This is a genomic window from Ligilactobacillus salivarius, assembly GCF_035231985.1.
Taxonomy (GTDB): Bacteria; Bacillota; Bacilli; order Lactobacillales; family Lactobacillaceae; genus Ligilactobacillus; species Ligilactobacillus salivarius.
Genome location: NZ_CP117983.1, coordinates 1518778 through 1537167, shown reverse-complemented (window position 1 = coordinate 1537167; position 18390 = coordinate 1518778). Strand labels below are relative to the sequence as shown.

Below are 18390 nucleotides of genomic sequence, written 5' to 3'. Positions count from 1 at the left end.
TCTAAAAACGAGTTTCAAGCTTTTTTTGATAAGTGTTGTTGATGACGTAAACCCCATTTATGAAGACTATCAATGATATCTTCAAGTTCTTTTCCATGTTCAGTAAGACTATATTCAACTTTAGGTGGGACAGTAGGGTAGACTGTTCTAGTAATTAAATCATCTTCTTCAAGTTCTTTGAGATTCTTAGATAACATTTTCTTTGAAATTTCAGGAAGAACCTTTTGCAAGTCTGAGAAACGCATAGTCTGATTTTTTAATAGATATAAGATGATTGGTATTTTCCATTTACCCAAAATAGTATCCAAACCATCATCAACACGGCAAAATTGTGGATCAATCTTCATAAATATACCTCGCAATATCTCAGTATCCATCTAAAAGTATACTTTAAGTTACCTAGTTATTAAAATGAAACCTCTTCACAAAAGAAAAAATCCTAGTAGAATAACTTACATAAAGTAAGTGAGATAGAAAAGAGGTTTTAACAATGGCAATGGAAGATTATCGTATAAATAAAGAAAATGGACTAGAATTTGGCTTATATTCACTAGGAGATCACATGCCTAATGCCCTTACAGGCAAACGTATTTCAGCTAAAGAAAGAATTGATCAAATTGTTGCTGAAGCAAAATTAGCTGAAGAAGCAGGATTAGATTTCTTCAGTGTAGGTGAAAGTCACCAAAAATACTTTGTTGGACAAGCTCATGCTGTTATTTTAGGAGCAGTTGCCCAAGCTACTGAAAAGATCAAGATTGGTTCATCTGCAACAATTGTTTCAACATCTGATCCTGTTAGAATTTATGAAAATTTTGCGACACTAGACTTACTATCAAATGGACGTGCTGAAATTATTGGTGGACGTGCTTCACGTTTAGGATTATTCGATTTATTGGGCTACAATGTGAATGACTACGAAGAATTATTTGAAGAAAAGTTTGAATTACTGCTCAAAATTAACGAAAATCATCGCGTTAACTGGGAAGGTAATTTCCGAGCACCATTAAAAGACGCAGAAGTTTTACCAAGACCATTGAATGATAAGCTACCAATTTGGCGTGCAGTAGGTGGACCAGCTGAAAGTGCAATTAAAGCTGGATTACAAGGTGTACCAATGACAATCACTTTATTAGGTGGTCCATTACCAATCTTCAAGCGTTCAATCGATGCTTATCGTCAAAGTTTGAAGATGAAGAGCTATAATCCAAGTGATTTCCCAGTAGCGACAACAGGATTTTTCTATGCAGCTGATGATACCAAGACAGCTTTAAGAGAACTTTACCCTTATGTAGATCAAGGAATGAAGTTGGCAAATGGTACAGGTTACCATAAACGTTTATTTGCTAATGGCGCAGACATGAATGATGTAATGTTGGTGGGAAGTCCACAACAAATTATCGAAAAAATGATTTATCAATACGAAGAACTAGGACATCAAAGATATTTAGCACAAATTGATTTTGGTGGAATGCCGTTTGAAAAAGTTATGAAGAATATCGAAATTATTGGAACAAAGATTTTACCAGAAGTTAAAAAGTATACAAAGGGGAAGTAACATGAAAGTTGTAGCAATTTCCGGAGCTGTAATTGGGAAAAAGACTTTAACTGCCATGAAATATGTAGCAGAAAAGATGAATAAAGATTTTCCAGAGGTTGAATTTGACTTGATAGATTTAGGTGAAAAAGATATTCAATTTAGCGATGGACGTAATTATACCGAATATCAAGGAGATACTTTAAAAGTTACTACTAAGATTATGGAGGCAGATGCCCTAATAATTGGAACGCCGATTTTCCAAGCTTCAATTCCTGGATCAGTGAAAAATATTTTTGACTTACTGCCAGAAAAAGCCTTACGTGACAAAGTGGTTTCAATTGTGGTTACTGCTGGTTCTGCTAAGCATTATCTAGTAGCTGAGATGCAACTTAAGCCAATTTTGTCATATATGAAGGCACAAGTTTTACCAGAAATTGTCTTTATTGAAGGACAAGATTTGTTCAGACAAGAAATCATCAATGCTGATATTAACTTTAGACTGGATAAATTAGTTGAAGATACTTTAATCATGGTTGAAACTTTTAAAGAACTTCGAAAGAAACAAGAAGATGCATTATTCTAGAGTTACCGAGAAGAGTGGATGGAATTCCATTCTTCTTTTTTATTAGAGCAGGTTTTGAAAACGGTCTACAAAATAGTCGTGAATTAGTGTACAATGATTATATAAATTGAAATAATTGGAGGAAGATTTTGATGGACATCTCAGCAGAACGTTTTGGTGAACTGAACGGTGAAAAGGTAAACAAAATTACATTGACAAACGATAATGGAGTAGCAATTTCATGTTTGACAATGGGAGCTTTATGGCACGAATTCTTAGTACCAGCTGCAGACGGTACAAAACAAAACTTGATTTTAAACTATAACACAGTAGCTGAATACTACAGCAATGGTTTATGCACTAATCAAGTAATTGGTCGTGTTGCAGGTCGAATTAAGAATGGTAAGTGCGAAATTAATGGGGAACAAGTAACTTTACCACAAAATGAAAACGGTAATACTTTGCACGGTGGTCCTCATGGATTTAATACTTATAACTGGAGCTTTACAACTTCTGCTAATCGTAACAGCATTAGTGTAATTTTCCAAAAACAAGTTTTAAGTGCAGTTGATGGATTTCCAGGAGATATTTTAGTAACTGTTATCTATACTTTAGACAATAGTAATAACGTAACAATTTCCTTTAATGCACTTGGAGACGATAAGGTAGATACACTATTTAACCCAACTAACCACGTTTACTTTAACTTGAGTAATCGTTCTGACTTGGCTAGTCATGAGCTTAAAATCAATAGTGATGGATATCTAGAATTAGATGAGAAACTAATTCCAACAGGCCGCATTCGTCATGGCGAAGGTACAGCTTATGATTTTACTAAGGGTGCTAATTTATACGAAGCTATCCAACAAAATGAAAAAGGTGGCTTTGATGATGCATTTATTGTAAATGGACCAGGTAAGGCTGTGGAACCAATCGCTGTTTTACGTGATACTCAATCTGGAAATACAGTAACAATTGATTCAGATCGTAACAGTTTGATCATGTATACAATGAATGATGATTTGCCAGATGTTCATTTCAAACGTGATAATGGACGCCCTGCTAAGAAACAAGAAGGGGTAGCTTTAGAAGCTCAAACTTTACCAGATGCAATTAATCAAGAAACATTTGGAGATATTGTATTACCACGTGGAGCAAAGCGTTCCTACCACATTAAATACACATATTCTAACGATAAAAATTAATTTGAACTAAAATAGATCTTTCGTTAAGATTATAATAAACAAAAAGTCAGTATTATTACTGGCTTTTTTCTTGAGGTGAGTTATGTTAGAAAATTATTTATTTGACTTTGACGGTACAATTGCTGATTCTGGTGAAACTGGAATTATCGCAGTTCAAAAAGCTTTTGTTGATTATGGATTAGAGAAGCCAACTGCAGAATCAGTTAGATATTATATGGGTGTGCCCATTGAAATATTCTTCCCTAAAATATCTAATCGTGAGTTAAATGATACTGAATGGGAAGAAGTTTTTGCGATATTTAGACAATACTACAGTGAGCTAGAGCTTGAAATTACACAACTTTTCCCAGGTATGAAAGAAACTTTGATGCAATTAGTTGAGGATGGAAAACGTTTATTTGTAGTATCAAGCAAGAACTCAGTTTCCTTAAATCGAAATTTGGAAAACTTGGGGATAGCAGATTTGTTTACAGACACAATTGGATCTGATCAAGTAGAAAACTACAAGCCAGCTCCAGATGGTATAAATATACTTGCTGATAGACATGATCTAGATAAGACAAAGACAGTTATGATTGGCGATGCTAAGTATGATTTACAAATGGGTAAAGCTGCTGAAGTTAAAACATGTGGCTGTGCTTGGGACACTTATGATATTGAATTATTGAAAAATGAAGAACCGGATTATTTGTTAGAAAAAGTAGAAAAGTTACTAGAAATCTAAGGATAAAAAGATTAATAAAAGCGTTGGTATGTGCCAACGTTTTTTTGATATGAAAAATAAAAAAGAGCGGTATTTGAACCGCCCTCAATTCTACAACGCTGCTTGACTATTAGGTTGGTTAGACCCAATGTACAACTTCATAATCTTTATTCTCTTTAATAAGTATGCATGATATGCCAATTAAGTGCATTAAAAAAGGCTATTTCAGCGGTTCTTTTTGAGGATCGCTGTTTTCATTTTCTTCTGACCCAACAGCCAAGATGAAGACAGTACTAATAACTAGCAAACTACCCAAAATTTCAGCCCAGTTAAACTGCATTTTAAAGATAAGAAAATCTAGTAAAGCAGCAGTTAAAGGCTCGAAAGTGTCCAATAGAGTTGCTTCAGTAGCACTAATTAGATGCAGACTTTTTACAAAAAGGTAGTAAGATAAAGCAGTTCCGATAAAAATCAAGAAAAGCATATTTAAAGTAACTGCAGGCGTAAATTTAGGAACAGACTTCCATACTGGATGAATAAATTCAAAGACAATACCACCAACTAACATCGCCCAAGCACTGATAGTAGTAGGATTATGTCGGCGTAAAAGATCAACTGGCAAAACAGAATTTCCGGCTTGAGTTAGCATCAGAAAAATTCCCCAGATAATTGCTTCTTTTGAGATCGCAAGTTGATTAAAAGAACCTTTAGTAACTAATAACCAAGCACCAATAAGAGCAGTAATAGTTGCAATCCATTGTTTTCTACCAGGTAATTGTTTAAAAATAATAGCTGAATAAAAGATAACAGGAAGAATCCCTAAAGTTTGGATGATAGTTGCGACAGTTGCATTACTGTAATTAACAGTCATTGAATAAGTAAATTGTACTCCTGCCAAACCTAAAATGGAAAATAAGACAATTCCCAAAATATCCTTGAAACTTTTAAAGACCAGAAAAATTTTCTTACCATCAAGATAGTAAGCCAATCCCAGTAAAGTTAATGCCGACAAACTCATTTTTACACCCATCATCCAATAAACTGAAACGTGTTGATCTTGAAATAGATATTCAGAAGCAATTCCAGCCATTCCCCAGAAAATACCAGCTAAACTAGCATAAATAACTCCTTTTAAATGTGTTCTTGTTTGCAAAATTTCACCACCTAAAAAACATACTTTATCGATTATAGGTAAAATTAGAGGAAAATTAAAGACATTATTGAACTAAAATTGTAAAATAAAGGTATTATGCTAGGGAAGTGATGTTTTTGACGCTGTGGCAACGTTTTTTAGGAAACGAACGGTTAAGGCGATTTACAGTTTTACTATTTTTAGTAGGAGTGCTGTATCTAGCTCGAAGTATGATGAGTTTAATCTTACTAACCTTTATTTTTTCGTTTCTAGTTATTAGTTTAAATGATGCAATTAGAAAGAAAATAGATATTCCTTCTAAATTAATTGTCATCATTGTTTATTTGTTGATGATAGGTGGTATTTACTTAGCAATAACTATCTACCTACCAAAATTAGTTATACAAACGGAAAATTTGGTAAATTACATTGTTAAGTTCTACAATCATCCACCTAAGGGAACAAATGATGTGATTAATATGGTCACACAGTATATTAGTCAATCCGATATTATGAAGCAAATGCGTGGTGGTATGTCAATTATCGTTAAGTATTTGGCGAATATTGGAACGATGGGAATGACGTTTATTATGGCGTTATTACTAAGCTTTTTCTTTACAATTGATAAAGATGATTTGTTTAAGTTTTCAAAATCATTTTTAAAGGGTCCATATTCATGGTTCTTTAATGACGTTTACTACTTTGCTAAGATTTTTGTTAATAGTTTTGGAGTTGTATTAGAAACTCAATTTATTATTGCTTTAATTAATACGGCAATTACAACGACGATTTTAGCATGTATGAAGATGCCTCAATTGTTCAGTTTAGCGTTATTAATATTCTTCATGAGTATGATTCCAGTTGCTGGGGTTATTATTTCAGCAATTCCGATGATGTTAATTGGTTACACTGTTGGTGGGGTAAAGTATATTATTTACATCATTATTATGCTTTGCGTGGTTCATGCTTTAGAAGCATATGTGTTAAATCCTAAGTTAATGTCAAGCAGAACAGAATTACCAATTTTCTACACATTTGTTGTACTATATGTGTCTGAACATTTATTTGGAATGTGGGGATTAATTGTTGGTATCCCAGTATTTACATTCCTTTTGGATATTTTAGGGGTTAAAAGCGACCACATTCGCAGAGAAAGACTAAAGAAATTCAGAGAGAAGGTAAAATAGATGGAAAAAGAAGAATTTATCAAGAAATACGCAGTTGAACGTCGTAACACTAACTCATCTAAATGGGATGGCTTAGAATCTCAATTCGGCGAAACTGATCTTTTACCTTTATGGGTAGCAGATACAGAATTCAAAGTTCCTGAAGCAGCACGAAAAGCATTGGTTGAACGTGTTGAACACGGTGCTTTTGGATATTCTTTAGTGCCAGATAGCTATTATGAAGCATACTTTAACTGGCAAAAGGAACGTTATGGAATTGAATTGCATAAGGATTGGATGAGATTTGGTACAGGGGTAGTGCAATCATTAAGTACTTTGATTGAAACCTTAACAGTTCCGGGTGAAGCGATCATGGTTTTACAACCAGTATATTACCCATTCATGCGAGTAATTGAAAATAACAATCGTAAATTAGTAATTTCTGAATTGGTAAATCATGATGGACATTACGAAATGGATTACGGAGATATCCAAAAGAAGATGCAAGAAAACAATGTTAAGTTACTAATTTTCTGCAGTCCACATAATCCAGTTGGTAGAGTTTGGTCTGAAGATGAATTGGAAAAATTACTAGCAATCTGCCACGATGAAAAAGTAAGAGTTATTGCTGATGAAATCCACCATGACTTAATTATTGGAGATGAGAAGTTCACATCTATGTTATCAATTAAAGATGGTTTCTACCGTGATAACTTAGTAATGGTAGATGCACCTTCTAAGACATTTAATATGGCATCATTATTAAATAGTCATGTAGTTATTCCTAATCCTCAAATTCGCGATTTATATGATGAAGTAGTGGGTCGTTTAAGCGCTCCTCAAGGCAGTCTATTAGGTCGTGTAGCTGCAGAAGCTGCATATCGTGAAGGTGCAGAATGGCTAGACAACATGATCGAAGTAATTAGAGATAACTTTGTTTATGTGCGCGATGAATTAACTAAAGCATTCCCTGAAATTAAAGTTAGTGATCTAGAAGGAACATATCTCATGTGGATTGATTTATCAGCACTTGTTCCAGCTGATAAAGTTGAAAAGTTAGTTAAGAAACAAGCTAAATTAGCAGTTGATTTTGGTGATTGGTTCGGTGAAAGTGGTAAAGGCCATATCCGAGTAAACCTTGCTACTACACCTGAAAATATCAAAAAAGCAGTATCTGCATTAGTAAATGCTTTAAAATCAGAAAATTAAGTAAAGTTTTACATGAAATAACTACCAATTTTTTCATTTTCAGTGTAAAATTAGGCTTGTAAATATTATTTTAAGAAAGAGGTTTACATTACTATGCCAAAATTAGTATTTATCCGTCACGGACAAAGTGAATGGAACTTAAAGAACCTTTTCACAGGTTGGGAAGACGTTAACTTGAGTGAAAAAGGTGTTGAAGAAGCTAAGGAAGCAGGTCGTAAGTTAAAAGAAGCTGGTATCGAATTTGACCAAGCTTACACATCTGTTTTAACTCGTGCTATCAAGACTTTACACTTTGCTTTGGAAGAATCTGGCCAATTATGGATTCCAGAAATGAAGACATGGCGTTTAAACGAACGTCACTACGGTGCATTACAAGGTAAGAACAAAGCAGACGCTGCTGAAAAGTATGGTGACGAACAAGTTCACATCTGGCGTCGTTCTTACGATGTATTACCTCCATTATTGAGTGCAGATGATGAAGGTTCTGCAGCAAACGATCGTCGTTATGCTGACTTAGACCCACGTATCATTCCTGGTGGCGAAAACTTGAAAGTTACTTTGGAACGTGTAATTCCTTTCTGGGAAGACCACATTGCACCAGACTTATTGGCTGGTAAGAACGTAATCGTTGCTGCACACGGTAACTCATTACGTGCTTTAACTAAGTACATCGAACAAATCTCTGATGAAGACATCATGAACGTTGAAATGGCAACAGGTCAACCAGTTGTTTACGACTTGGATGACAAGTTGAACATTGTAAACAAAGAAAAGCTTTAAGATAGATTTTCTTTATGATATAGACCACTCTCATTTTGAGGGTGGTTTTTTTGTTGTATAGAAGTTATTTCAGTTTAGAAAAAGAAGTTATATAATTTAGTTATATAATTGTAATAAAAGGGGGAGAATATATTATGAAAAAATGCAATAAATGTGGAACTGTGAATTCTAAAGATGCAATTTTTTGTGAAAATTGTGGTAATAAACTATCAGAAAGTAAAAAGGTAGTATGTCAAAATTGTGGTTTTCCGAACTCAGTAGAAGCTTCTTTTTGTGAGAATTGTGGAAGTAAATTATCAGGAGTACAATCAAGTGATACTATATCTGATAATAATATTGATAATACATATGAAGAGTTACCAAAAATAGATAATACAAACAAAAAGCAAAAAGATGTTTCAAGAATAAAGTCTAAAAATTTAAGAAGATCACAAGGAAATTCTAAATCTAATAACTTAAGAAATATTGTTGTTACAGTAGCAATAATCATTGTAATTGTTATAGGAGCAGTTAGCTTGAGATATTTTAAGTCTAACAGACAAACTGAAAATTCAAGGAATAGCAATTCGACTGTTGTACAAAAAGACAAATCCAATAGTAGTGAGAAGAGTTCAAGCTCAAATTCAAATAGTTATTCTGAAAGTTCTTCTAGTTCAGAAAAGGAAATATCAGATAATTCAGAAAAATTATCAGTATCAACTTTAACTAATAAACAGAATGCAGCTTCAATTTTAGTATATGGGGCTTTAAAAGCAGATGTTCCTTTATTTAAGGGTAATTATGAGCTTTCTTTAAAGAATTCGCAGTTATATGTTAGTTTAGTTAAACTAAATGATGATGAAACTGAAGCTGATGAAACACCAATTCTATATGAATTAGCACCAGGACAAATGGACAGTTCTTGTGGATACAAATTAGGAAGGAATAGAGAAGTTTACTTCTATTCTCAAGTTAAAGATACACCGGGTTTTAGTAGGATAAGTGCGACTACTCAAGATGAAATTGTAGATTATATTAATAGTCATCATCTTGTAGATAAAGTTAATGAAATAGCTAATAATACAGTTGTTAACGGAGAATGAACATAATACCTTTAAATGTCTAGTAAAATAGCTATCATGCTTATTTATTGTAGTTTTATAATATCTAGAATGCGACAAATATCGCTATCTGTTTATTGTCTACATAGTAATATAAAGTGTATATTATATAACGTTAGAATATAAATTGAGAAAGAGGGGGTATGCTACTTTGAAGATGGTAGCTGAAGAATTTAATAATATTCGTAAACATAAGATTTTAACGGCAACAATTATTGCTATTATGATTATTCCCTTCCTATATAGTTTATTCTTCTTAAAATCAGTATGGGATCCTTATGGCAATACCAAGTATTTACCCGTTGCGGTAATAAATAATGATAAGCCAGTTAAGTATCAAGGAAAGACATTTAAAGTCGGTGAAGATTTAGAAAAAGAATTAAGAGAGAATAAAGATTTAGGTTGGCATTTTGTTAACGCAAAAGAAGCTAAATATGGATTGAGCCATAAGAAGTACTATATGGTAATTACAATTCCTAAGAACTTCTCTAAAAATGCTACGACTGTGTTAGATAAGCATCCTAAGAAGATGCAACTAACATATAACACTAATGATGCGTTGAACTACATTGGTAAAGTTATCGGAGAAGAAGGAGCTAAGCAAGTAAATTCTTCTGTTCGTGATTCTGTTTCCGAAGCTTATGCCACAACAATGTTTGACACAGTGAAGAAAGTTGGTAAAGGTTTCAACAAAGCTGCTAAAGGTGCTACACAACTTTCAGATGGTGCATATACATTATCTGATGGTTTGAAGGTTTATACAGCAGGTGTTGACCAAGTTAACGATGGTGTTATCCAACTTAAGAACGGTGTTGCTCCATTGAGTGCTGGTGTATTGAAGTTAACAACTGGTGCTAGTGTATTGGCAGATGGATTAAACCAATTGCAAAGTAAAACTGGAACACTTGCTTCAGGTGTAAATCAATTAGCAACAGGTTCTAAGACTTTATCATCTGGATTGAATACACTGCAAGGTAAGACAGGAACATTAGCTTCAGGTGTAAATCAATTAGCAACAGGTTCTAATGATTTAAACAATGGCTTAGGTCAATATATAAATGGTGTAAATCAATTAGTATTTGGTGTTGATACTTTACATGATAAAGTTGCTGGTAGTGCTGATAGTTTAAGTGCTGGTGCTACTAAATTAAATGACGGTAGTAAGCAACTAAATGATGGAGTTAATAAGTATACAGCAGGGGTATCTCAACTTCAACAAGGCTTGACTGAACTTAACGGTAATTCTAAATCATTGAAAGATGGTGCAGCACAAGTTGCCGCTGGTAATAAAGCACTAGCTGCTGAAGTTGCTAAAATTAATGTCAGCCAATTTAATAGTGGAGATACTACACAATTGATTAATGGCTTACAACAATTACAAGTTGTAAAGCAACAATTACAACCAGCAATGCAAGCTATAACAACTCTACAAAGTAGTATGGGTGGAATGAAGGATGAATTAGCTGCTGTTCAAAGTTCATCCACAGAATTATCTAATAAGTTAGGTAGTGATTTGAAGACTGCTGGAAGTAGTGTTCAAGGTTCATCTGCAAATATCCAAGCAGTTTTAGGTTCTAGCAACTTAACAGATGCTGATAAGCAAAAATTACAAGCAGCTTTACAACAAAACCAAGCAGCTGGTAATGCAATTTCAGATGCAGGTACAACAGCAGGTCAAATTAAGGCTCAGATGGATGGTGTAAATACTAAGCTATCAGGACTTCAAGGTCAACTATCTAATTTATCAGCAATGTCTGATAAATTAACTAATGCAGCTAGTGTATTGAATGGAATTAATATCGATCCTAATGAATTAAAAGGTAATGCTGACAAATTGCAAGAATTAGCAAAGAATGTAACTACTTTACAAGAAGCAACTAAAGCGTTAGCTAAAGGCTCATCTGATTTGAATGATGGTGTAAACAAATATACTGCTGGTGTAACAAGTGCCTTAAATGGTGCAAATCAATTGACTGATCAAAATGGTGCATTGACTTCTGGTGCAAGCCAATTATATGCAGGAACATCAGAATTGAAGAATGAATTGCCAGAATTAGTAACAGGTGTTACACAATTGAATAATGGCGCAGTAGCATTAGTTGCTAATAACGGTAAGATTTTATCTGGTTCCGCACAATTAGCTGGTGGAATAGGTCAAATGAATGCACAAATTCCAGCATTAACAAGTGGTGTAAATCAACTAGCAAATGGTGGTAACCAATTAGCTAGTGGTTTAGGCCAAATGAATGCACAAATTCCAGCATTAACAAGTGGTGTAAATCAATTAGCAAATGGTGGTAACCAATTAGCTGGTGGTCTTGGACAACTTAACGCTCAAGTGCCAACATTGACAAATGGTGTAAACCAATTAGCAAGTGGTACTCAACAATTAGCTGCTAACTCCGGTCAATTAATTGATGGTGCAAACCAAATCAGTGAAGGTAACGGAACTTTAGCTAAGAGCTTAAGTGCTGGTGCTAAGGAAGTTAATAGTCAAAACTTGAATAGTGCAAATGCTAATATGTTCGCTGCACCTACAACATTGAAACATAAGAACTACTCCTATGTTCCTAACTATGGTTATGCATTAGCTCCATACATGTTATCAGTTGCTTTATATGTTGGTGCATTGGTATTTAACTTAGTTTACCCAATTCGTCGACTATCAACTCCTGATGGCTCTGCAACAGAATGGTTCTTCAGTAAAGTAAGTATCGGTGCTGTTGTAGCGGTAGGAAATGCTATTGTTGAAGTAGGATTGATGATGTTAGCTGGATTACATCCAGATCATCCATTTGCTACATTCATGAACGCTATTTCCTTCTCACTGGCGGCAATGTTCATAATTATGGTATTAGCTATGTTGTTCAGTAACCCTGGACGATTCATTGGTATGATTTTCTTGGTAATTCAATTAGGTGCCTGTGGTGGTTCCTTCCCAATTCAAATTACTAAGGGTATGAATGGTTTCTTCCAAGCAATTAACCCATACTTACCAATGACTTACTCTGTTTACGGATTCCGTGAATCATTATCCAGTGGTTTAGGAAGCAGCCAAATAACAATTTCATTAACAGTTCAATTAATCTTTATTGTAGCAAGCTTATTGCTATTATGGATTTCTATGAGTTACTTACGTACAAGCGGAAAGGTAAGTTATTCAGAAGAACCAACAAGCATTGAAGATTAGAATAGAAAAGAGAGATTTTCGAATTTTGAAAATCTCTCTTTTTTCGTCTAGATATTAATTTCTAACACTATTGGAGTATGATCACGACGTTCACCAGAATCCAACATTTCAGAACGAACAATTTTATCAGCAATACGATTACTTGCTAGCCAATAATCAATTCTCCAACCAGAGTTGTTAATCTTGCTTGTACGACTTCTTTGAGCCCACCAAGAGTAAACATCCTTAACATCGCCATGAACATAGCGGAAGGTATCTGTAAAGCCCTTATTAAGCAAGTTAGTAAAGCCTGCTCTTTCTTCATCAGTGAAACCAGCAGAATGATGATTATTACCAGGATGAGCTAAGTCGATTTCCTTATGAGCAACATTGAAATCACCGCTAGAAAGAAGAGGTTTATTTTGATCCAATGAAACTAGGTAGTCAGCGTACTTTTCATCCCAAACTTGACGTTCAGCTAAACGTCTCAAACCATCGCCAGCATTAGGAGTATATACTTGAGTAACGTAAAAATTATCAAATTCAAGTGTGATAATTCTACCTTCAGAATCCATTGGTTCAGGTGCATCAATTTCAGGATAGCTGATAGTAGGATTTAAATTGTTTTTATAGAGAAACATAGTACCGGCATAACCTTTACGAGCTGGTTCTTGAGAACTTCTCCAAGCAATTTCATAATCTGGAAATTGTTCAGCTAAAATAGTTTGATGCTTTTTAGTTGGACCTGTAGCTGATAATTTTGTTTCTTGAATTGCTATTATATCTGGATTTTCATCAATAATAGTTGCTAAGACTTCACGTGATTGTTTAGCACGAGCAGAATCACTAGTTAAAGCAGCATTCAAAGAATCGATATTCCATGAAATAAGTTTCATGATTTCACATCCTTAATTAATATATTTGACTCAATGTTACCACATTTTTCAAATTCTAAAAAAGGGGTATAATGAAAATAGGAAGTGATTAAAATGGCAAAAGCTACTAACGAAGACAAAAATATAGAAGTTAGTGAAATTGGTAAAAAATTCGTTAAAGGCACACATGTTGAATTTAAGTTTCATCGTCATACTTTTACAGGAGTAGTCGATAAACAATTACATAATTCAGCGATGATAATTTTTGACGATGAGTATAATAAATCAATTACTTATCAAGACGCTAAGGGAAAAATTATTATTAGCTATAGTAAAATGCAGATAATCAAATAAATCTGATATTAATTTTTATTTTAAAGTTTAAATAATCATGTGTTATAATTGAATTGTGAGGACTTTATTCTTAAAATGGAGGCTTATTCGTGGAAAAAACAGAAGCACGTTGGGTAGAAGTATTCAAGGTGTCTCTACCATTATGCCTAAGTTATGTGCCAATCGGTTTGGCATGCGGAATTTTATTACATGCTGCCGGTTTTAACCCGCTATTAACTTTATTGGTATCTGTATTAGTATTCTCAGGTGGAGCTCAGTTCTTGATAGCTTCTATGTTAACTACGAATACCCCAATGCAAACGATAGTTATTATGCTATTTTTCCTAGAGTTACGTTATGCGTTGTTGGGTTCAAGTTTGTCACAATATATTAAAGGAACAAGCAAGAAGTTTTTATATTTCTTTGCCGTTTCATTGAATGATGAAAATTATGCTGTAAACTACTTAAAATTCGCAACTGATAAGAGCTGGACGCCTAAAGATGCCTTAGCTGTAGAACACTGGTCCTTACTATTTTGGTCTGTAGCTAATTTTATTGGGAGTTTAGTTGGTAATTTATTACCAATGGAGAATTATCTAGATATTGTCGACTTTGCTTTAACTGCAATGTTTATTTATATGATTGTTATGCAAATTCGCAACAAACTAACAATTTTAGTTAGTTTTATTTCAGGGGTAATTGCAATTGTTGCGTTAGTTACTTTGAAGAGTACAATGGGACTAATAGTAGCTACATTGTTAGCTTCCTTTATCGGTTTTATGATTGAACATAATATCGTTAAAAAAGGTGAAGCCAAGGGCAATTTCTGGTTAAAGAAGATCAAGCCAAAGGCAAGTCGGAAAGTTATTAGTAAGTCAGGAGAAAAATGATGCAATATTCGTCAATGGACCATTTTATACTTATTATCTGTTCGATGATTGCGGCTTTCATTCCTCGATTTTTACCATTGAAATTCTTCTCAACTCGTAAGATTCCAGAATGGTTTAATGAATGGATGAAATACGTGCCAGTATCTTTGTTTACGGCACTCGTAGTCAGAGACCTTTTTGTTAATACAAAGACCTATACATTTGTAGGTTTAGAATATATGGCTAAGTTACTAGCAGCAATAATCGTTATTGTTGTGGCTTATCGCTCACGTTCCATGGGACTTTCAGTTCTTTTTGGATTGGTAGCAGTAGCAATTTTAGCCACATTTTTGACAGTTTAGAATATAAGGTTTATTAGCTATCTTAGGCATATTATTACTAAGGTGGCTTTTTGTTTTAAGGAGGATTTTATTATGCAAAAAATAACGGAAAAGATCACAGTTGCAGGTCATACAGCTGAATTAATGGGATATACAATTGAAAAGAAAAATGACTGGGGAGTACAAGATAAGCACGCTACAATTATCATTTGTCCCGGTGGGGGTTATCATTTTGTTTCAGATAGAGAAGCCGATCCAGTTGCTTTGAAATTAATAACTATGGGATATAATGCATTTGTATTAAACTATACTTGCCAAGTTAGATATCCTGTAGCCTTGGAACAATTAGCCCAAAGTGTAAAATTAGTTAGAGATAATGCTGATGAATGGAATGTTCGCGAAGATAAGATCATCATTATGGGAATGTCAGCTGGTGGTCATTTAGCTGCTAGTTTAGGTGTTAAATGGAATAGCGATGAATTGAAACAAATGGGATATAAACCAGAAGAGATTAAGCCAAATGGTTTGGTATTATCCTATCCTGTTATCACAGCTAATAAAGATTTTTGGCATCAAGGTTCCTTTGAACAAATTTTAGGTAAAGATGGAATTGAAGATGAAAAAGCTTTAGCTAACCAATCACTTGAAAAGTTAGTTACTAAGGATGTACCACCAGTATTTATGTGGCATACATTTGAAGATAAGGCTGTTCCTATGGAAAATAGTTTACTATTTGCCTCAGCATTGAGAAAAGCTGGAGTATCAACAGAATATCATATCTTCCCACATGGTCCTCATGGCTTGGCATTAGCTAATGAAGAAACGGCTCGTGTAGGTCGTCCAGAAGACATTGAACCACAAGCTGCACAATGGGTAGATTTATTCCATAGTTGGATGCAAGCACTTCTTAAGTAGAATTGGTGAGTAAATGCTATACTAGACTAGAAAGAGAAATGGGGTGAGATGATGAAGCGGTGGATGTTTTGGTTAATAACAGCAATTGTAGTGGCACTTGTATTTGTTGGCTTTGGTTATACTAAAAAGCGTGAAACACAAAAGCAGTTTGATAATTTAATGTCGCAAGCAATAACTAATGCTCAAGCTGCAGAATATAAGAAAGCAGAACTTAATTTGCAAGATGCTCTACGTAAGAAACCAGATGATGTAGTAGCTAAACAACGATTAGAACAAGTTAAACTCTATCAAGAAGGCTTAGCTGAATTAAAACAAGATGATTATGAACAAGCGCAGTTAACATTTAGATCAACTGCAAAGATATCTCCGTCTTTATCAATTCTAACCCAGAGAGCTAAGAAGAAAGATAAGCTTCTAGAATCAGTACTAAAGCAACGTGAAAAGTATGATGATCTTTATAATGAAGCTATAAGACTTACTGAAATAGGAGCTTATAGCCAATCGAATGAAAATCTAGTTCAGATTTTAGATGGAAAAAATATTGACGAAAAGTATTATTCACAAGTAAGAAAAGATGCACGTGAATTGCAGGAAAGAAATAATAGCATTTTGGAACAAATTAGAATTCAAAATCAACAAGCTGCAATAAGAAGACAACGTGAACAACAAAGACAAGAAGAAGCTAAAAAAGCAAAACAAACTGCTGCTAGTTCATCATCATCAGCGGAAAATCAAAATGGTGAGCCCAAGAAAAATGACGATAAAAATAATGGCCAAGATAATGTAAAAGATAGCTCGGAATCTAAGCCGGAAACAAATAATTCTGCAACTGAGCCACAGCCTAATAATGAAAATAAGTAAAAATAAAAGCAACACCTAGAGTGCTGCTTTTAATAATTATTAGGGTTAATCACTGATTCTACGCCAGATTATAAGTGAACTTTCCCATAAAAATAGGACTAATAAAACACTGGCAATAGTATCAGTAGGATAATGTACATGTAAATATACGCGCGTTAGGGCGATAATAAGAATCCAAAGGAAACCTAAGAAGGTTAGAATTCGTCTTAACGTAACAGCCTTAATTTGAGGAACAATTAAAAATACTACGAAAAAGATAAATAAAGCAGTTCCAAAGGTATGCCCACTTGGAAAGCTATAGCCACCGATTGCGACTAACTTATCACTAGGGCGTGGACGCTGAATTAAATTTTTAGCTAGTATATTGATAAGATTTCCAATTACCAAGGTGCTGGCTGACCAAATTCCAGCCTTGAAGTTATGTCTAATAAACATATAAAGACTAACGATAATTGAAAGAATTGCGGCAATTCTAGGGCCACCTAGATAAGTAATTTTTTCAACAATTCTTGTATTAGTGGGATTAGTAATTGGTAGAAGTAAGTTCTGTACAAATTTATCAAATGATGTAACGATTGTGCTGTTAGTTTTAACTAAGATTAATAATATTAAAAATAAAACTAAGTAGATAGACGCGATAAAGGGTCTATACTTATTTTGTGGAACAAACATCAAAAAACTCCTTATAAATAATATCTACTAGATTATACCATTTAAATTATTTTTAAAGAAAGGAAACTGATTATGGGGAAAGATTCATCACAAGAAATGCGAAGAACACAAGCTGAAAAAATGCTAAAGCAACCCAAGAAACTTCGTGCTAAGTGGATAAGTCGGTTATTTACTTTAATCATGGTGGCTGCTTTAAGTGTCGCAACTATGGGACTTTTGATAAAGACTACGGTTTTGAACGCAGATTTTACCAGTAAGGAATTAGCTAAAGACGAAAATATTGGGAAACTATATACTGAAGCCAATCAAACATTAGCTTCATCTGCTCAAATATACCGAATTCCAGCAAGTTATGCGGATAGTTTAATTACTAAGAAGCAGTTTAGACAAGATGTTGAGATTGCCATTAAAAGAATTTATGACGGACAAGTTACACAAATTGTGGATACTAATACTTTAAGTAGTCAAATTCAAACAAATGTGAATAAGGAAATTGCAAGTTCAGGAGTACCCGTTGACGCTTCTGTCTTTAGTGGAGTAGTGGAGTCACTGGCTTCTGTATTAAACAATTACATCAGTCAACAAATTCCAAGTACACAGTTACAACAAGTATATGATGCTGCCAGCGATATCAGTGGTTATGTGACACTGATGATAACTGCAGGAAGTATCATTACAGTGATAATGTTGATCTTAGTATTATTATTACAGAGAAGTTTATTTGGTTGGTTGCACTATACAGGTTTAGCATTTTTGATTACAGGGATAATCTTTTGCATTATTGGATATACTAGTGTGCCAGCAGAGATATTTCCAAGTTTAATTAATCAATCAGGAATTTTGGGAAGTATTGTTGAAAACTATGCCTACGCAATTTTAAGTCAGATTGTGAATATGGGAATAATCGAATCTGTAATTGGTATAGTGGCATTATTAGTAAGTTTCTTTAGAAAGGTTTAAC

General features: G+C 34.0%; 19 protein-coding genes. 15 read left to right on the top strand and 4 right to left on the bottom strand.

Going from position 1 to position 18390, the window contains the following annotated elements; translation table 11 throughout:
* Positions 1 to 14 precede the first annotated feature (14 nt).
* Complete coding sequence (locus PTA89_RS07590) at positions 15 to 347, bottom strand: winged helix-turn-helix transcriptional regulator (RefSeq protein WP_003703410.1); 333 nt, start codon at positions 345 to 347, stop codon at positions 15 to 17.
* Positions 348 to 490: 143 nt separating this feature from the next.
* On the opposite strand from PTA89_RS07590, the gene PTA89_RS07585 reads away from it, so the two are divergent.
* From PTA89_RS07585 to PTA89_RS07570, 4 genes are all read left to right on the top strand, one after another.
* A complete protein-coding gene (locus PTA89_RS07585) occupies positions 491 to 1555 on the top strand; it encodes an LLM class flavin-dependent oxidoreductase (RefSeq protein WP_180376442.1) in 1065 nt (354 codons plus the stop codon).
* Position 1556: 1 nt separating this feature from the next.
* A complete protein-coding gene (locus PTA89_RS07580) occupies positions 1557 to 2120 on the top strand; it encodes an NADPH-dependent FMN reductase (RefSeq protein WP_201897015.1) in 564 nt (187 codons plus the stop codon).
* Between the two features lie 131 nt (positions 2121 to 2251).
* Positions 2252 to 3304 carry an aldose epimerase family protein gene (locus PTA89_RS07575; protein WP_201897014.1) on the top strand — a complete coding sequence of 351 codons (1053 nt, stop codon included), beginning with the start codon at positions 2252 to 2254 and terminating at the stop codon, positions 3302 to 3304.
* A gap of 82 nt (positions 3305 to 3386) precedes the next feature.
* Positions 3387 to 4028, top strand: a complete 642-nt coding sequence (locus PTA89_RS07570; RefSeq protein ID WP_099459523.1) for an HAD family hydrolase — start codon at positions 3387 to 3389, stop codon at positions 4026 to 4028.
* A 199-nt stretch (positions 4029 to 4227) separates the two neighbouring features.
* On the opposite strand, the gene PTA89_RS07565 is transcribed toward PTA89_RS07570, so the two are convergent.
* A complete protein-coding gene (locus PTA89_RS07565; RefSeq protein WP_081512715.1) occupies positions 4228 to 5160 on the bottom strand; it encodes a DMT family transporter in 933 nt (310 codons plus the stop codon).
* Positions 5161 to 5270: 110 nt separating this feature from the next.
* Between PTA89_RS07565 and PTA89_RS07560 the strand changes: the two genes are divergently transcribed.
* The 5 genes from PTA89_RS07560 (at position 5271) to PTA89_RS07540 (ending at position 12584) form a co-directional block, all read left to right on the top strand.
* Positions 5271 to 6326, top strand: a complete 1056-nt coding sequence (locus PTA89_RS07560; RefSeq protein WP_003701199.1) for an AI-2E family transporter — start codon at positions 5271 to 5273, stop codon at positions 6324 to 6326.
* Positions 6327 to 7514 (top strand): MalY/PatB family protein, encoded by a 1188-nt coding sequence (locus tag PTA89_RS07555; RefSeq protein WP_324177127.1) that lies wholly within the window; start codon positions 6327 to 6329, stop codon positions 7512 to 7514.
* Between the two features lie 93 nt (positions 7515 to 7607).
* Positions 7608 to 8294, top strand: a complete 687-nt coding sequence (locus PTA89_RS07550; RefSeq protein WP_003701203.1) for a 2,3-diphosphoglycerate-dependent phosphoglycerate mutase — start codon at positions 7608 to 7610, stop codon at positions 8292 to 8294.
* 134 nt (positions 8295 to 8428) lie between these two features.
* Entirely contained in the window at positions 8429 to 9376 is a 948-nt protein-coding gene (locus PTA89_RS07545) for a zinc ribbon domain-containing protein (RefSeq protein ID WP_223687555.1), read from the top strand.
* Between the two features lie 169 nt (positions 9377 to 9545).
* A complete protein-coding gene (locus PTA89_RS07540; RefSeq protein ID WP_324177126.1) occupies positions 9546 to 12584 on the top strand; it encodes a YhgE/Pip domain-containing protein in 3039 nt (1012 codons plus the stop codon).
* Between the two features lie 47 nt (positions 12585 to 12631).
* Here the strand turns inward: PTA89_RS07540 and PTA89_RS07535 are convergent, their stop codons facing one another.
* Positions 12632 to 13459, bottom strand: coding sequence for an exodeoxyribonuclease III (locus tag PTA89_RS07535; RefSeq protein WP_003705390.1), 828 nt, complete (start codon positions 13457 to 13459; stop codon positions 12632 to 12634).
* 93 nt (positions 13460 to 13552) lie between these two features.
* Here PTA89_RS07535 and PTA89_RS07530 point away from each other — a divergent pair, with 93 nt between their 5' ends.
* From PTA89_RS07530 to PTA89_RS07510, 5 genes are all read left to right on the top strand, one after another.
* Positions 13553 to 13792 (top strand): hypothetical protein, encoded by a 240-nt coding sequence (locus PTA89_RS07530; protein ID WP_003701221.1) that lies wholly within the window; start codon positions 13553 to 13555, stop codon positions 13790 to 13792.
* A gap of 89 nt (positions 13793 to 13881) precedes the next feature.
* A complete protein-coding gene (locus PTA89_RS07525) occupies positions 13882 to 14661 on the top strand; it encodes an AzlC family ABC transporter permease (protein WP_003701222.1) in 780 nt (259 codons plus the stop codon).
* Positions 14661 to 15002, top strand: a complete 342-nt coding sequence (locus PTA89_RS07520; RefSeq protein ID WP_003701691.1) for an AzlD domain-containing protein — start codon at positions 14661 to 14663, stop codon at positions 15000 to 15002. The genes PTA89_RS07525 and PTA89_RS07520 overlap by 1 nt, the downstream gene beginning before the upstream one ends.
* 72 nt (positions 15003 to 15074) lie before the next feature.
* Positions 15075 to 15896, top strand: a complete 822-nt coding sequence (locus PTA89_RS07515) for an alpha/beta hydrolase (RefSeq protein ID WP_003709620.1) — start codon at positions 15075 to 15077, stop codon at positions 15894 to 15896.
* 51 nt (positions 15897 to 15947) lie between these two features.
* Positions 15948 to 16757 (top strand): hypothetical protein, encoded by an 810-nt coding sequence (locus PTA89_RS07510; RefSeq protein ID WP_324177464.1) that lies wholly within the window; start codon positions 15948 to 15950, stop codon positions 16755 to 16757.
* A 45-nt stretch (positions 16758 to 16802) separates the two neighbouring features.
* Here PTA89_RS07510 and PTA89_RS07505 read toward each other — a convergent pair whose 3' ends face one another.
* Positions 16803 to 17429 carry a phosphatase PAP2 family protein gene (locus PTA89_RS07505; protein WP_324177125.1) on the bottom strand — a complete coding sequence of 209 codons (627 nt, stop codon included), beginning with the start codon at positions 17427 to 17429 and terminating at the stop codon, positions 16803 to 16805.
* Between the two features lie 72 nt (positions 17430 to 17501).
* Here PTA89_RS07505 and PTA89_RS07500 point away from each other — a divergent pair, with 72 nt between their 5' ends.
* The gene (locus PTA89_RS07500; RefSeq protein WP_324177124.1) at positions 17502 to 18389 is read left to right on the top strand and encodes a hypothetical protein; all 888 of its coding nucleotides are present in this window, start codon (positions 17502 to 17504) and stop codon (positions 18387 to 18389) included.
* The last annotated feature ends 1 nt before the right edge of the window (position 18390 follow it).